The 13241-nt window shown below is 71.5% G+C and carries 13 protein-coding genes; 6 read left to right on the top strand and 7 right to left on the bottom strand.

Features of this window, described 5'->3' with window-relative positions:
* The first annotated feature begins 10 nt into the window (after positions 1–10).
* Both ACZ7L4_RS39360 and ACZ7L4_RS39355 read left to right on the top strand, forming a co-directional pair.
* Positions 11–406, top strand: coding sequence for a DUF742 domain-containing protein (locus tag ACZ7L4_RS39360; protein WP_472109873.1), 396 nt, complete (start codon positions 11–13; stop codon positions 404–406).
* Positions 387–995 (top strand): GTP-binding protein, encoded by a 609-nt coding sequence (locus tag ACZ7L4_RS39355; protein ID WP_472109872.1) that lies wholly within the window; start codon positions 387–389, stop codon positions 993–995. Before ACZ7L4_RS39360 ends, ACZ7L4_RS39355 begins: the two co-directional genes overlap by 20 nt.
* Positions 996–1013: 18 nt before the next feature.
* Here the strand turns inward: ACZ7L4_RS39355 and ACZ7L4_RS39350 are convergent, their stop codons facing one another.
* The gene (locus ACZ7L4_RS39350; RefSeq protein WP_356383267.1) at positions 1014–1442 is read right to left on the bottom strand and encodes a PPOX class F420-dependent oxidoreductase; all 429 of its coding nucleotides are present in this window, start codon (positions 1440–1442) and stop codon (positions 1014–1016) included.
* A 119-nt stretch (positions 1443–1561) separates the two neighbouring features.
* Here ACZ7L4_RS39350 and ACZ7L4_RS39345 point away from each other — a divergent pair, with 119 nt between their 5' ends.
* Together ACZ7L4_RS39345 and ACZ7L4_RS39340 are read left to right on the top strand one after the other, a co-directional pair.
* Positions 1562–1978: a roadblock/LC7 domain-containing protein gene (locus ACZ7L4_RS39345; protein ID WP_472109871.1), complete on the top strand. Its 417-nt coding sequence runs from the start codon at positions 1562–1564 to the stop codon at positions 1976–1978.
* 144 nt (positions 1979–2122) lie between these two features.
* Entirely contained in the window at positions 2123–2995 is an 873-nt protein-coding gene (locus ACZ7L4_RS39340; protein WP_472109870.1) for a DUF6397 family protein, read from the top strand.
* A 33-nt stretch (positions 2996–3028) separates the two neighbouring features.
* Here the strand turns inward: ACZ7L4_RS39340 and ACZ7L4_RS39335 are convergent, their stop codons facing one another.
* A complete protein-coding gene (locus ACZ7L4_RS39335) occupies positions 3029–3901 on the bottom strand; it encodes an acyl-CoA thioesterase (protein ID WP_450813172.1) in 873 nt (290 codons plus the stop codon).
* Positions 3902–3983: 82 nt separating this feature from the next.
* Entirely contained in the window at positions 3984–6497 is a 2514-nt protein-coding gene (locus tag ACZ7L4_RS39330) for a DEAD/DEAH box helicase (protein WP_472109869.1), read from the bottom strand.
* 193 nt (positions 6498–6690) lie between these two features.
* Here ACZ7L4_RS39330 and ACZ7L4_RS39325 point away from each other — a divergent pair, with 193 nt between their 5' ends.
* Positions 6691–7485, top strand: coding sequence for a metal-dependent hydrolase (locus ACZ7L4_RS39325; protein WP_422405856.1), 795 nt, complete (start codon positions 6691–6693; stop codon positions 7483–7485).
* 29 nt (positions 7486–7514) lie between these two features.
* Here the strand turns inward: ACZ7L4_RS39325 and ACZ7L4_RS39320 are convergent, their stop codons facing one another.
* Together ACZ7L4_RS39320 and ACZ7L4_RS39315 are read right to left on the bottom strand one after the other, a co-directional pair.
* The gene (locus tag ACZ7L4_RS39320; RefSeq protein WP_472109868.1) at positions 7515–8165 is read right to left on the bottom strand and encodes an anti-sigma factor; all 651 of its coding nucleotides are present in this window, start codon (positions 8163–8165) and stop codon (positions 7515–7517) included.
* Positions 8146–8739, bottom strand: coding sequence for an RNA polymerase sigma factor (locus ACZ7L4_RS39315; RefSeq protein WP_450813167.1), 594 nt, complete (start codon positions 8737–8739; stop codon positions 8146–8148). Before ACZ7L4_RS39315 ends, ACZ7L4_RS39320 begins: the two co-directional genes overlap by 20 nt.
* A gap of 114 nt (positions 8740–8853) precedes the next feature.
* On the opposite strand from ACZ7L4_RS39315, the gene ACZ7L4_RS39310 reads away from it, so the two are divergent.
* Complete coding sequence (locus tag ACZ7L4_RS39310; protein ID WP_472109867.1) at positions 8854–9369, top strand: COG4315 family predicted lipoprotein; 516 nt, start codon at positions 8854–8856, stop codon at positions 9367–9369.
* A 59-nt stretch (positions 9370–9428) separates the two neighbouring features.
* Here the strand turns inward: ACZ7L4_RS39310 and ACZ7L4_RS39305 are convergent, their stop codons facing one another.
* Positions 9429–11228 (bottom strand): ABC transporter ATP-binding protein, encoded by a 1800-nt coding sequence (locus ACZ7L4_RS39305; RefSeq protein ID WP_472109866.1) that lies wholly within the window; start codon positions 11226–11228, stop codon positions 9429–9431.
* Positions 11225–13051: an ABC transporter transmembrane domain-containing protein gene (locus tag ACZ7L4_RS39300; RefSeq protein ID WP_472109865.1), complete on the bottom strand. Its 1827-nt coding sequence runs from the start codon at positions 13049–13051 to the stop codon at positions 11225–11227. The genes ACZ7L4_RS39305 and ACZ7L4_RS39300 overlap by 4 nt, the downstream gene beginning before the upstream one ends.
* Positions 13052–13241: the final 190 nt, after the last annotated feature.

Here is a 13241-nt window from a genome sequence, read left to right as displayed (position 1 = left end):
AGGTGCCGACATGAACGACGACGACCCCGGCAGCCAGTGGTTCGACCAGGAGGCCGGGCCCTTGGTCCGCCCCTACGCGATGACCGGTGGGCGCACCGCGGCGGGGCCCCAGGGAGCTCACTTCGACCTGATCGCCCTGGTGTCGCTCGACACCGCGGCGCCGGGCGCCCACGACGACACCGCCCTCGGCCCCGAGCACCGGGCGATCATCGAACTGTGCCGCACGGAGACCCAGACGGTCGCCGAGCTGGCCGCGGGCACCGACGTACCCGTGGGCGTGGTCCGCGTGCTCCTCGGCGACCTGCTCGAACTGGCCTGCGTGAAGGTCAGCAGGCCGGTGCCGCCCGCACAACTACCCGACGAGAAGATCCTGAGAGAAGTCATCGATGGGCTCAGAGCACTCTGACACCACGGCAGGTGGACCCACCGTCGACCTGGCCCTGAAGATTCTGGTCGCGGGTGGATTCGGCGTGGGCAAGACCACCCTGGTCGGCGCGGTCAGCGAGATCAGGCCGCTGCGCACCGAGGAACGCCTGAGCGAACTGGGCCAGGACGTGGACGACACCGGGCCGGTCGAACGCAAGACGACCACGACCGTCGCCATGGACTTCGGCCGCATCACCATCAGGTCCGGTCTGTCGCTCTACCTGTTCGGCACGCCGGGGCAGGACCGCTTCTGGTTCCTGTGGGACGAGCTCTCCCAGGGCTCGCTCGGCGCGGTGGTCCTCGCGGACACCCGGCGGCTCGAGGACTGCTTCCCCGCCGTGGACTACTTCGAGCACCGGCACATCCCGTTCGTCGTGGCGGTCAACTGCTTCGCGGACAGCAAGGCCTTCGGTGCGCACCAAGTGGCCCGGGCCCTGGACCTCGACCGCGGGACCCCCGTGGTGCTGTGCGACGCGCGCGACCGTGACTCGGGAAAGGAGGTGCTGATCAGACTGGTCGAGTACGCCGGGCGGATGCACTCCGCCCGGCTGCTCGACTCCGTGGGCTGACGCCCGTGGCCGGCCGGTTCAGCCGGTCATGTCGCCCAGCGCCACGACCTTCTCGACCCGCACACGGACGACGAGTTCGCCCGGCACCGCGTTGCGCCGGCCGAACTCCTCGGCCCGGTCGGCGCCCATGTACCGCCCACCGATCCTGGTGGCCGAATCCAGCAACTCGTCCGGGTCCTCGCTGAGCTCGGCGCGGCCCTGGATGGACACGAACGAGAACGGGGGCCGCTCGTCGTCGACGCAGAGGGCGACCCGCCCGTCCCGGGCCAGATTGCGGCCCTTGACCGTGTCCTTGCCGGTGTTGAACACGATGTCGTCGCCGTCGAGGACGAACCAGACGGGGGCGATGTGCGGGCTGCCGTCCGCCCTCACCGTGGACAACTTGGCGGTGTGGGTGCCCTCGGAGACGAAGGCCTTCCATTGCTCATCGGTCATCTTGTGTGCCATGCGCCCATCCTCCTTGCCCGGATGCCCACCGTGGGGAAGGCTTGCGAATGAGATCCTCCGGGCAGGGGAGCGGATCCCCTCCGGGGCGGGGAGCCACAGGAAAGCGGGGACAGGGGATCATGGGGCAGCAGTACGAAGGACTCGGGTGGCTGCTGGACGACCTGACGCAGCGCGTCGAACATGTGCGGCACGCTCTGGTCCTGTCCAACGACGGCCTCGTGGCGGGAGCGAGCACGGGCCTGCGCCGCGAGGACGCCGAGCACCTCGCCGCCGTCTCGTCCGGACTGCACAGCCTCGCCAAGGGCTCCGGCCGGTACTTCGGCACCGGCGGAGTGCGCCAGACGATGATCGAGTTCGATGACGCGGTGCTGTTCGTGACCGCGGCCGGCGAGGGCAGCTGCCTGTGCGTGCTCAGCGCGGCCGAGGCCGACATCGGGCAGGTCGCGTACGAGATGACGCTGCTCGTGCACCGGGTCGGCGAGCATCTCACCGTCGATGCCCGCAATCCGGAGCGGGGCCCGCTCGCAGACCTCTGACCTGCGGCGACCGGTCAGCCGGAAGGGTTATCCACAGGCCCGCACGAGGCTCGGTGATCCGGGCTACGGTTTCTCTCGAGCGGTCACGGAGAGTGACCGTGTCTGATTCGCAGACGGGGGAGAACCATCGTGCAAGGCGACATCATGACCAGGCCCCAGAGCAGCGCGGCGCGGGAACTGGGGCTGAAACGCGGCGAGTTCGACCTCGCCGTCCGGCTGGGACGCATCCGCACCGTCCCGGCGCCGGGCGGCGGCCGACGCCGCGTCCCGCGCGAGGAGATCGACCGCATCCGTGAGGCCGATGGCTTCCCGGACACACTGCTCGAGCAGGTCAGGGTCGTGGGCACGGCGGAGGGCGCCGAGCTCATGGACATCCCGTCGACACGCTTCACCAGGCTGGCCCGCGCCGGGATGCTGACGCCCGCGAAGTTCTACGTCAATCGGTACCGGACGGTGGTGTGGCAGTACCTCGCCCAGGAGCTACGGGAGTTCGCGGGCGCCGAGGTCAACGGGCCGCTTCTGACGGGGCGGGCGCCGGACCGGGTGCGCGCCAGGCTGCAGGCAGGCGCGGACCTGCGGCCGAAGAACTGGCGGGCCAGGCACGCCGGATATCTGCTCGGCCTGGCGGACGGCCCGTGGGAACGGGCGGCGGCCGTCGCCACGCTCCTGGACCCCACGCAGCTCGCGGAGCTCGTCGCGGACCCCTACGAGCGGGCCCACCTGGGCCGGCTGCGGCCCGATGAGTTCTGGCACGGAGCACCGGAGTCGCCGAACGCCGAGATCGTCCAGCGCATCCTGACCGCCGACGACCCGGACGAGATCAGCTGGCTGCGCGGAAACCTGCTGCTCAACCTGGAGGAGGCCCGAAGGTGGCGCCCTGCGCCGCGACCCGTCGGGCACCTGGAGCCCGCGGCGGCGCTGCCGCGGACCTCGCCGGAGCCCGTCGCCGAGCCTCCAGAGCCTTCACCGGAACGGCCGCGGGGCCTGTGGGCCCGCCTCACCGGAAGAGGAGCCTGAGCGGCCGCCGCGGAACCGACGGCCGCGGGTTCGTCAGCCCTCGAGCTTGCGGAACAGCCCCTCCTGGACCACGGAGACCAGCAGCCGGCCCTCCGTGTCGTAGATGCGACCGCGGGCCAGGCCACGGCCGCCCGTCGCGATCGGCGACTCCTGGTCGTACAGGAACCACTCATCGGCACGGAAGGGACGGTGGAACCACATGGCGTGGTCGAGCGAGGCCATGTCGAAGCCGCGCGGACCCCACAGCGGTTCGATCGGCAGCCGGACCGCGTCGAGGAGCGTCATGTCGCTCGCGTAGGTGAGCGCGCAGGTGTGCACGAGCGGATCGTCGCCGAGGGGGCCCACGGCACGCATCCACACCGCGCTGCGCGGCTCGGCCGCCTCGATGTCCTCGGGCGACCAGCGCAGCCGGTCGACGTAGCGGATGTCGAACGGCTGGCGGCGGGCCATCCGCTCCAGAGCGTCGGGCAGCGCGCCCAGATGGCCCCGCACCTCGTCGGCGATCGTCGGCAGCGACTCCGGGTCCGGCACCAGCCGGGCCGGCGGCAACTGGTGCTCGAAGGCACCCTCTTCGGGCTTGTGGAAGGAGGCGGTGAGATTGAAGATCGTGCGACCCTGCTGCACGGCGGTGACCCGCCGCGTGGTGAACGAGCGCCCGTCGCGCATCCGCTCGACCTGGTACACGATCGGCACGCCGGGGCGGCCGGGGCGGATGAAGTACGCGTGCAGCGAGTGCACGGGGCGGTCGCCCTCGGTGGTGCGTCCCGCCGCCACCAGGGCCTGCCCCGCGACCTGCCCGCCGAAGACGCGCTGGAGGGACTCGTCCGGGCTGAGTCCGCGGAAGATGTTGACCTCGATCTGCTCCAGGTCGAGCAGGTCGACGAGCTTCTCCGCAGGATTCGTCATGGGTGGATCTCTCTCGTGTGTGCGGCCGGAAGGGCCCGGCGCGGGGGCGCGGCCGGAATCTACCGGCCGGCCGTCCTCGGATCTACAACTGACCGACGTCCGTGACCCGGACGACGGCACGGCCCTCGGCATCGGACGCCGCGAGGTCGACCTCGGCACTGATGCCCCAGTCGTGGTCGCCGTTCGGGTCCGCGAAGGTCTGGCGCACCTTCCACAGCCCGTGCTCCGGATCTTCCTCGATCATGAGCAGCTTGGGGCCGCGCGCGTCGGGGCCTGTACCAAGGTCCTCGTACTCGTCCCAGTACTTGTCCATCGCGTCGCCCCAGGCGTCCGCGTCCCACCCCGCGTCCGCGTCCATCTCGCCGAGCTCCTCGACGTTGTCGAGCGCCGCGAGTTCCACGCGGCGGAACATGGCGTTGCGGACGAGGACCCGGAAGGCGCGGGCGTTCGTCGTGACCGGCTTGACCTGGTCGGCCTTCTCCTGGGCCTCCTCGGCGGTCATCTCGCCCGGGTTGGCGAGCTGCTCCCACTCGTCCAGGAGGCTGGAGTCGACCTGGCGCACCATCTCGCCGAGCCAGGCGATCAGGTCCTCCAGGTCCTCCGACTTCAGGTCGTCGGGCACCGTGTGGTCGAGCGTCTTGTACGCGCTCGCCAGGTAGCGCAGGACGATGCCCTCGGTACGGGCGAGCTCGTACAAGGACACGAACTCCGTGAACGTCATGGCGCGTTCGTACATGTCGCGGATCACGGACTTCGGCGACAGCGGATGGTCGCCGACCCACGGGTGGCTCTGCCGGTACGTGTCGTAGGCGTGGAAGAGCAGCTCCTCCATGGGCTTCGGGTACGAGATGTCCTGGAGGCGCTCCATCCGGTCCTCGTACTCGACCCCGTCCGCCTTCATCAGCGCGACGGCCTCGCCGCGCGCCTTGTTCTGCTGGGCGTGCAGGATCTGCCGCGGGTCGTCGAGCGTGGACTCCACGACGGACACCATGTCCAGGGCGTACGAGGGCGACTCCTTGTCCAGCAGGTCGAACGCGGCGAGGGCGAATGTCGACAGCGGCTGGTTCAGCGCGAAGTCCTGCTGCAGATCGACGGTCAGGCGCACGATGCGGCCGGTCGGATCCGGTGTGTCCAGCTTCTCGACGATGCCGCCGTCCAGGAGCGAGCGGTAGATCGCGATGGCCCGGCGGATGTGCCGCAGCTGCGCCCTGCGCGGCTCGTGGTTGTCCTCGAGGAGGTGCCGCATCGCGTCGAAGGCGTTGCCCGGGCGGGCGATGACCGACAGGAGCATCGTGTGCGTGACGCGGAAGCGCGAGGTGAGAGGCTCGGGGTCGGAGCCGATCAGCTTCTCGAAGGTGTTCTCCGTCCAGGCGACGAAGCCCTCCGGAGCCTTCTTGCGGACGACCTTACGGCGCTTCTTGGCGTCGTCGCCCGCCTTCGCGAGGGCCTTCTCGTTCTCGATGACGTGCTCGGGCGCCTGCGCCACGACGAGGCCGGCCGTGTCGAACCCGGCGCGTCCCGCGCGTCCGGCGATCTGGTGGAACTCCCGCGCGCGCAGCGTCCGCACCCGCGTGCCGTCGTACTTGGTGAGGGCCGTGAACAGCACGGTACGGATCGGCACGTTGACACCGACGCCGAGGGTGTCGGTGCCGCAGATGACCTTCAACAGGCCCGCCTGGGCCAGCTTCTCCACCAGACGGCGGTACTTCGGCAGCATGCCGGCGTGGTGCACGCCGATGCCATGGCGTACGTAACGGGACAGGTTGCGGCCGAACTTGGTGGTGAACCGGAAGTTGCCGATCAGCTCGGCGATCTGGTCCTTCTCCGCGCGCGTGCACATGTTGATGCTCATCAGCGACTGCGCGCGCTCGACGGCCTGTGCCTGCGTGAAGTGCACGATGTAGACGGGCGCCTGCTTCGTCTCGAGAAGCTCGGTGAGCGTCTCGGTGATCGGCGTGAGCCGGTACTCGTACGAGAGCGGGACGGGGCGCGTCGCCGAGCGGACCACCGACGTGGTCCTGCCGGTGCGGCGCGTGAGGTCCTTCTCGAACATGGAGACGTCGCCGAGCGTCGCCGACATCAGGATGAACTGTGCCTGGGGCAGCTCGAGCAGCGGAATCTGCCAGGCCCAGCCGCGGTCCCCCTCCGCGTAGAAGTGGAACTCGTCCATCACGACCTGGCCGATGTCGGCCTGCGCGCCGTCGCGCAGCGCGATGGACGCGAGGACCTCGGCGGTGCAGCAGATGACGGGCGCGTCCGCGTTCACGGAGGCGTCGCCGGTCAGCATGCCGACGTTCTCCGTACCGAAGAGCTTGCACAGCTCGAAGAACTTCTCGGACACCAGCGCCTTGATCGGTGCCGTGTAGAAGGTGACCTCGTCCCGCGCCAGCGCGGCGAAGTGCGCACCTGCGGCGATCATGGACTTGCCGGACCCGGTGGGCGTGGAAACGATCACGTTCGCGCCCGACACCACCTCGATCAGCGCCTCCTCCTGGTGGGGATAGAGGGTGAGCCCACGCTCCTCGGCCCACGACTCGAAGGCGTCATAGAGGGCGTCCGGGTCGGCGGTCTTCGGGAGCTGATCGATAAGGGTCACGGCACCATCTTGCCTGCCTTCCGGCTCGATCCGGCAATCGGATGTCCGGGCGAAGATCACGAAGGCTACGCTGGGTCGCCGACGGGGCGTCAGCACGCGCGCGGCCCTCACGGGGCAACTCGGCGCAGCAACACGGGACATGTCGGTACATCGCGCGCGGCCGGCACAACAGAAACAGGGGCGGATCACAGCCATGATGGGACCGGCACACTCGCTGTCAGGAGCGGCGGCCTGGCTGGGGGTGGGGGCGGCGACGACGGCAGCCGGGTACCCGATGCCATGGCCGGTCCTCCTCGTCGGAGCGCTGATCTGCGCGGGCGCCGCGCTCGCCCCGGACCTCGACCACAAGTCGGCGACCATCTCGGGCGCCTTCGGACCCATCTCCCGGGGCCTGTGCGAGATCGTCGACAAGCTCTCGTACGGCGTCTACAAGGCGACGCGGATGAAGGGCGACCCCCGGCGCTCGGGCGGTCACCGCACGCTCACCCACACGTGGGTGTGGGCGGTCCTCATCGGGGCGGGCACCTCGGCCCTGGCGATCTTCGGTGGCCGTTGGGCCGTCCTCGGGATCCTCTTCGTGCACATGGTGCTCGCCATCGAGGGCCTGCTGTGGCGGGCGGCCCGCGGGCACAGCAGCGACCTCCTCGTGTGGCTGCTCGCGGCGACCAGCGCATGGATCCTCGCGGGCATCCTGGACCAGCCGGGCAACGGCTCGGACTGGCTGTTCACGGACCCCGGCCAGGAGTACCTGTGGCTGGGCCTGCCGATCGTGCTGGGCGCGCTGGTGCACGACATCGGGGACGCGCTCACCGTCTCGGGCTGCCCGATCCTGTGGCCCATCCCGATCGGCCACAAGCGCTGGTTCCCGATCGGGCCGCCGAAGCCGATGCGGTTCCGGGCCGGCAGCTGGATCGAGCTGAAGGTGCTCATGCCGGTGTTCATGCTGGCCGGCGGCGTGGGGTGCGCGGCCGCGCTGAACTTCATCTGACCGCGGGCCGGCCCGCCCCAGGGCCGGCATCAGCCGCCCAGGTCCGCGGACGACCACACCCGGCCCGTGTCGTCCACCAGGTCGACCCGGTCGATCGAGCCCGCCGACCCCTGGGCGATCCAGGTGGCTCGCCCGGACGACGACAGCCACCAGTGGCCCGCGTCGCGGACGGAGCCGTCCTTCAGCAGGAGCCGGCATGTGTAGTAGCCGCCGGGGCCACCGTCCGCGATCTGCATGACGACCACCTGCCGGTCACCCACGCGGCTGGGCTCGACCGTGCCCACCGTCGTGCCGGACCGGGTGACGAGCGTCGCCCCGTGCTCGCTCGCCGTGACCGCGGGCGGATTCCCGCGGCCCAGGTGGCCGAGGACCGTGCCGCCGACGCCTCCCGCGCACACGCCGGCGAGCACGGCCGCCCCGACGAGCAGGGCCGGTCGCAGCGCGCGGCGCCGCGCGGGCCGGTGCACGTCGAGGCGTTCCAGGACCCGCGCGTCGAACCCCGCCGGGGCGGCGAGCGCGGGCGCCGCGGGCAGCACGCTGTCGACCGCCGCGGACAGGTCGTCGTACACGGAGCGGCAGGTCGTGCACTGGGAGAGGTGGCGCAGCAGTTCGTCCTGCCCACCGGAGAGGGTGCCGAGGGCAAGAGCGACCAGCTCGTCCTCATCGGGGTGGCGTGCCATCGCTGCTCTCCTCCTTCGACGCCTCACGCAGCCTTCGCAGGCCGGTCCGGATCCGGGTCTTGGCGGTACCGAGCGGGATGTCCTCGTGCCGGCCCACCTCCTGCGCCGTGCACCCGCCGAGCACCGCCAGGGCGACCGCGCGCGCCTGCTCGACGGGGAGCGCGCGCAGCCGGCGGACGGCGCGGTCGCTCTCGAGCGAGACCAGGGCGAGGCGCTCCGTGCTCTCGCTCTGCAGCGTCACATCGAGCAGCCGCTCCAGCGTCTCGGCCAGCACGGGCACGGGCCTGCGGGCGCGTACGGCGTCGATGGCTGCGTTGCGCGTGATGGTGAGCAGCCAGGTCAGGGCCGAGGCGCGGCGGGCGTCGTAGCTGCCCGCGGCCCGCCAGGCCCGGACGAACACCTCCTGGCTCACGTCCTCGGCCAGCGCGGAGTCACGGGTGACCGACAGCGCGAGGCCGTACACCGCGTCCTGGAAGCGGCGTACGAAGGCGACGGCCGCCTGCTCGTCGCCCAGGGCGAACCCGGCGACGAGCGAGGCGTCGTCGGCGCGATCCGCCCGCGAGAACAGTTCCACGCCCCCTTATACGTACGAGAGAGGTGAAGGGATTGCACGCGACGTCCGTGTTCCGTCGGGTGGCGCAATCCATCGGCGTCCCCGGTTCGTACAACCTGCACGAGAAGGGACGGCATGATCATGAAGAACCTCAGGATCGGCATGGCCGGCTTCGCGCTCGTGGCGGCCCTCGGACTGGCGGGCTGCGGAGGTGGTGGCGGAGGCTCGGACGGCGGCACGCCCGCGGCCAAGGACGCCTCCACGCTGCGTACGAGCGACTCACCGATGGGCAAGATCCTCGTCGACGGCAAGGGACGCACGCTGTACCTGTTCACCAGCGACGGGAAGAACAGCAACTCCATGAAGTGCGACGCGGAGTGCGTCAAGGAATGGCCGCACATGGAGGGCAGGCCGAAGGCGGGCGCCGGGGTCCGGGCGGACCTCATCGCCACGACGAAGGGGAGCGGCACGGCGCAGGCGACGTACGCCGGACACCCGCTGTACTACTACGCCGACGACCACAAGGCGGGGGACACGAACGGGCAGGGCATCGACCAGATCTGGTACGTCGTCGACGCCCACGGCAATGCGATCAAGAAGGCGGCACCCGGGGGCACCGAGGACAACGACACTGGTGGCAACGGCTACTGAGGCGACGCCGGCCGGAAGCCGCCCCGAACAGAGGGCTCCCGACCGCCGCCATCGGCACGTCAGCCGTGCCAGGACCGCCACAGCGCCGCGTACGCGCCGTCGGCCGCGACCAGCTCGTCGTGGCTGCCGAGTTCGCGGATCCGGCCGTCCTCGACCACCGCGATCACGTCCGCGTCGTGCGCGGTGTGCAGCCGGTGCGCGATGGCCACGACCGTGCGGCCGTCGAGTACCCGGCCGAGCGAGCGCTCCAGGTTGCGGGCCGCCCGCGGGTCGAGCAGCGAGGTCGCCTCGTCCAGGACCAGCGTGTGCGGGTCGGCCAGGACGAGCCGGGCCAGCGCGATCTGCTGGGCCTGCGCCGGGGTGAGGGCGACCCCGCCCGAGCCGACGTCCGTGTCGAGGCCGTCGGCGAGAGCCCCGGCCCACCCGTCGGCGTCGACCGCGCCCAGGGCGGCCCACAGCTCCGCGTCCTCGGCGCCGGTGCGGGCCAGCCGGAGGTTGTCGCGCAGGGAGCCCACGAAGACGTGGTGCTCCTGGTTGACCAGGGCCACATGCGAGCGCACCCGCTCGGCCTGCATCCGGGACAGTTCCGCGCCGCCCAGCGTGACCTGCCCGGTACGCGGTGCGTAGATCCCGGCGAGCAGTCGCCCGAGCGTCGACTTGCCCGCTCCCGAGGGGCCGACCAGGGCGAGCCGCGTGCCCGGCTCGACCTCAAGGGACACCTTGCGCAGCACGTCTACGCCCTCGCGGTAGCCGAAGTGCACCGCGTCCGCCTGGACATCACGGCCGTCGGGCCGCACGGAGGCGTCGCCCGCATCCGGCTCGATGTCCCGCACACCCACGAGCCGGGCGAGGGACACCTGGGCGACCTGAAGCTCGTCGTACCAGCGCAGGATCAGGCCGAGCGGATCCACCAGCATCTGCGCGATGAGCGCACTCGTGGTCAGCTGCCCCACGCCGATCCAGCCCTGGAGGACGAAGACACCGCCGACCATCAGCACCGACAGCAGCACGAGGACGTGCACGGTGTTGATCACCGGGAAGAGCACGGAGCGCAGGTAGAGGGTGTAGCGCTCCCATGCGGTCCACTCTCGGACCCGCCGCTCCGACAGCTCGATGCGGCGGTCGCCGAGCCGGTGCGCCTCGATGGTGCGCCCGGCGTCCACGGTCTCGGCGAGCGCGGCGGCGACGGCCGCGTACCCGGCGGCCTCCGAGCGGTACGCGGACGGCGCCCGCTTGAAGTACCAGCGGCAGCCGAGCACCAGGACGGGCACCGCGATGAGCAGCGCGGGCGCCAGCGGCGGCGCGGTCACCGCGAGCCCCCCGACGAGCAGCGCCGCCCACACGACCCCGATGGACAGCTGGGGCACGGCCTCCCGCATCGCGTTCGCGAGCCGGTCGATGTCCGTGGTGATCCGGGACAGCAGGTCCCCCGTGCCGGCCCGCTCCAGGACGCCGGGCGGCAGGCCCACGGACCGCACGAGGAAGTCCTCCCGCAGATCCGCCAGCATCCGCTCCCCGAGCATCGCCCCGCGCAGCCGCACCTGCCGGATGAACACGGCCTGGACCACCAGGGCCAGGGCGAACAGGCCGATGGTGCGCGCCAGTTGGGGCCCTTCGAGCGAGCGGACGCCGCCCGGGTCCTCGGAGACGTCCTGGATCAGCCCGCCGAGCAGATAAGGGCCGACCATCGACGCGATGACGGCGACCGTGTTCACGCCGATGAGCAGGAGGAACTCGCGCCGGTGGCGCTGGTACAGCTCGCGCACATAGGCGCGGACCGTGGCCGGGGCGCCGACCGGCAGAGTGTGCGCCGTGGTGGGAGCCGCCGGGTCGTAGGCCGGGGGCGCTACGCCGATCATGCCGTCTCCTCGATGTCGATCTCGATATCGGTTCCGGCGCTGACCCCGGCGCCGGGGGAGGACTTCTCCTCGTCGGTCTCGCGGGTGACGACCGCGCGGTACCGGGGCTCGGTGCGCACCAGTTCGCGGTGCTCGCCGACCGCGGCGACCGTCCCCTCGTGGACGAACACCACGCGGTCGGCGCGGTCCAGGACCAGCGGCGACGAGGTCAGTACGACGGTCGTGCGACCGCCGCGCAGCGCGCGCACGCCCTGGGCGATCCGGGCCTCGGTGTGCGAGTCGACGGCGGACGTCGGCTCGTCGAGCACCAGCGTCTCCGGGTCGGTGACCAGCGAGCGGGCCAGAGCGAGGCGCTGGCGCTGGCCGCCGGAGAGGGACCGGCCGCGTTCGGTGATGCGGGCGGTCATCGGGTCCTCGTCCGGGGCGCCCTGCGTGAGGGCGTCCAGAACGTCGGAGCACTGGGCGGCGGCCAGCGCCTCGGTGGGCGAGACACCACCGGAGGCCGGAACGTCGAGGAGTTCGGCGAGGGTGCCGGAGAGCAGCACCGGGTCCTTGTCCTGGACGAGCACGGTCGTGCGCGCGACATCCAGCGGCAGCTCGTCGAGCGGCACGCCGTCGAGGAGGACGGACGGCGCCGGTTCCTCCGCGCCGTCGTCGGCGGCGGAAGCGGGGTGCCCGCCGAGCCGGTCGGCGAGACGCCCCGCCAGGTCCGGGTCGCCGCAGACCACGGCGGTGAGCCACCCCGCGGGCGCCAGCACGCCGGTCGCCGGGTCGTACAGGTCGCCGGCCGGCGCCTTCGCCTCGCGCAGCCCGCCGTCCGGTTCCGTGACGCGCTCCAACGACAGCACTCGGGAGGCGCGCTGCGCGGACGGCCGGGAGAACGAGTAGGCCATGGCGATCTCTTCGAAGTGGCGCAGCGGGTAATTGAGGAGCATCACCCCGCTGTAGACGGTGACCAGTTCACCGACGGTGATCCGGCCCTCGCGCGCGAGATGGACCCCGTACCAGACGAGGGCGATCGTCAGCAGCCCCGGAAGGAGGACCTGGATCGCGGAGATCAGCGCCCACATGCGCGCGCTGCGCACGGCGGCCCGGCGCACGTCCTGCGAGGCGCGGCGGTAGCGGTCGAGGAACAGCTCCTCGCCGCCGATGCCGCGCAGCACGCGCAGGCCCGCGACGGTGTCCGAGGCGAGTTCAGTGGCGTGCCCCGCCTTCTCGCGCTGGTGGTCCGCGCGCCGCGTGGCGCGGGGGAGCAGGGGCAGGACGGCGAGGGCCAGCACCGGCATGCCCAGCGCGACGACGATGCCAAGGGCGGGCTGGTAGATCAGGAGGCCGATGGCGGCGATGACGACGGTGAGCGCGGCGGCGGCGAAGCGGGAGAGCGCCTCGACGAACCAGCCGATCTTCTCCACGTCACCGGTGGACACGGCGACGACCTCGCCCGCGGCGACCCGGCGGGTCAGCGCGGCGCCCAGCGTCGCGGTCTTGCGGGCGAGCAGTTGCTGGACGCGGGCGGCGGCGGTGATCCAGTTCGTGACCGCCGTGCGGTGCAGCATCGTGTCGCCGACCGCGACGCCGATGCCGAGCAGCACGATCAGCGCGCCGGCCTTGGCGAGACCGGAGCCGGAGCGGTCGACGACCGCCTGCACCGCGTAGCCGACGCCGTACGCGAGGCCGGCGACGGAGACGAAGTGGATCAGGCCCCAGGCAAGGGACTTGGCCTGTCCACCGAGCTGGTTCCGGCCGAGCCAGAGCAGGAACCGGGGGCCCGAGCGTGCGTCCGGCACACCCGGGTCTGGATACGGAAGGTCGGAGATCTGCATGACGTCCCAGGGCTCGAAGCGGGGTGGATCGAAGAAGCGGACTCAACGGCAGCAAACCGTGAAAGGTTCGCGTCCCGTGCCGAGCCGAGGCAAACGGTTTTCCGGCTGTGGGCAAAGAAACGGACCGGATCGTTCGCCGCGATCGGAGTCGGTCCCGTGGTTTCCGGCCGGTGGTGCGACCATGGAACGC

Source organism: Streptomyces sp. NPDC107575 (assembly GCF_055657265.1).
Note: the sequence above shows the minus strand (reverse complement) of the source record. Positions and strands in the feature narration are given on the sequence as shown.

Bases quoted from the DNA above. Each gene is read 5' to 3' on its own strand.
- ACZ7L4_RS39345 (WP_472109871.1), top strand. From the start codon at position 1,562: ATGGGGCAGCAGTACGAAGGACTCGGGTGGCTGCTGGACGACCTGACG.
- ACZ7L4_RS39350 (WP_356383267.1), bottom strand. From the start codon at position 1,442: ATGGCACACAAGATGACCGATGAGCAATGGAAGGCCTTCGTCTCCGAG.
- ACZ7L4_RS39300 (WP_472109865.1), bottom strand. From the start codon at position 13,051: ATGCAGATCTCCGACCTTCCGTATCCAGACCCGGGTGTGCCGGACGCA.
- ACZ7L4_RS39360 (WP_472109873.1), top strand. From the start codon at position 11: ATGAACGACGACGACCCCGGCAGCCAGTGGTTCGACCAGGAGGCCGGG.
- ACZ7L4_RS39335 (WP_450813172.1), bottom strand. From the start codon at position 3,901: ATGACGAATCCTGCGGAGAAGCTCGTCGACCTGCTCGACCTGGAGCAG.
- ACZ7L4_RS39320 (WP_472109868.1), bottom strand. From the start codon at position 8,165: ATGGCACGCCACCCCGATGAGGACGAGCTGGTCGCTCTTGCCCTCGGC.
- ACZ7L4_RS39355 (WP_472109872.1), top strand. From the start codon at position 387: ATGGGCTCAGAGCACTCTGACACCACGGCAGGTGGACCCACCGTCGAC.
- ACZ7L4_RS39305 (WP_472109866.1), bottom strand. From the start codon at position 11,228: ATGATCGGCGTAGCGCCCCCGGCCTACGACCCGGCGGCTCCCACCACG.
- ACZ7L4_RS39340 (WP_472109870.1), top strand. From the start codon at position 2,123: ATGACCAGGCCCCAGAGCAGCGCGGCGCGGGAACTGGGGCTGAAACGC.
- ACZ7L4_RS39310 (WP_472109867.1), top strand. From the start codon at position 8,854: ATGATCATGAAGAACCTCAGGATCGGCATGGCCGGCTTCGCGCTCGTG.
- ACZ7L4_RS39325 (WP_422405856.1), top strand. From the start codon at position 6,691: ATGATGGGACCGGCACACTCGCTGTCAGGAGCGGCGGCCTGGCTGGGG.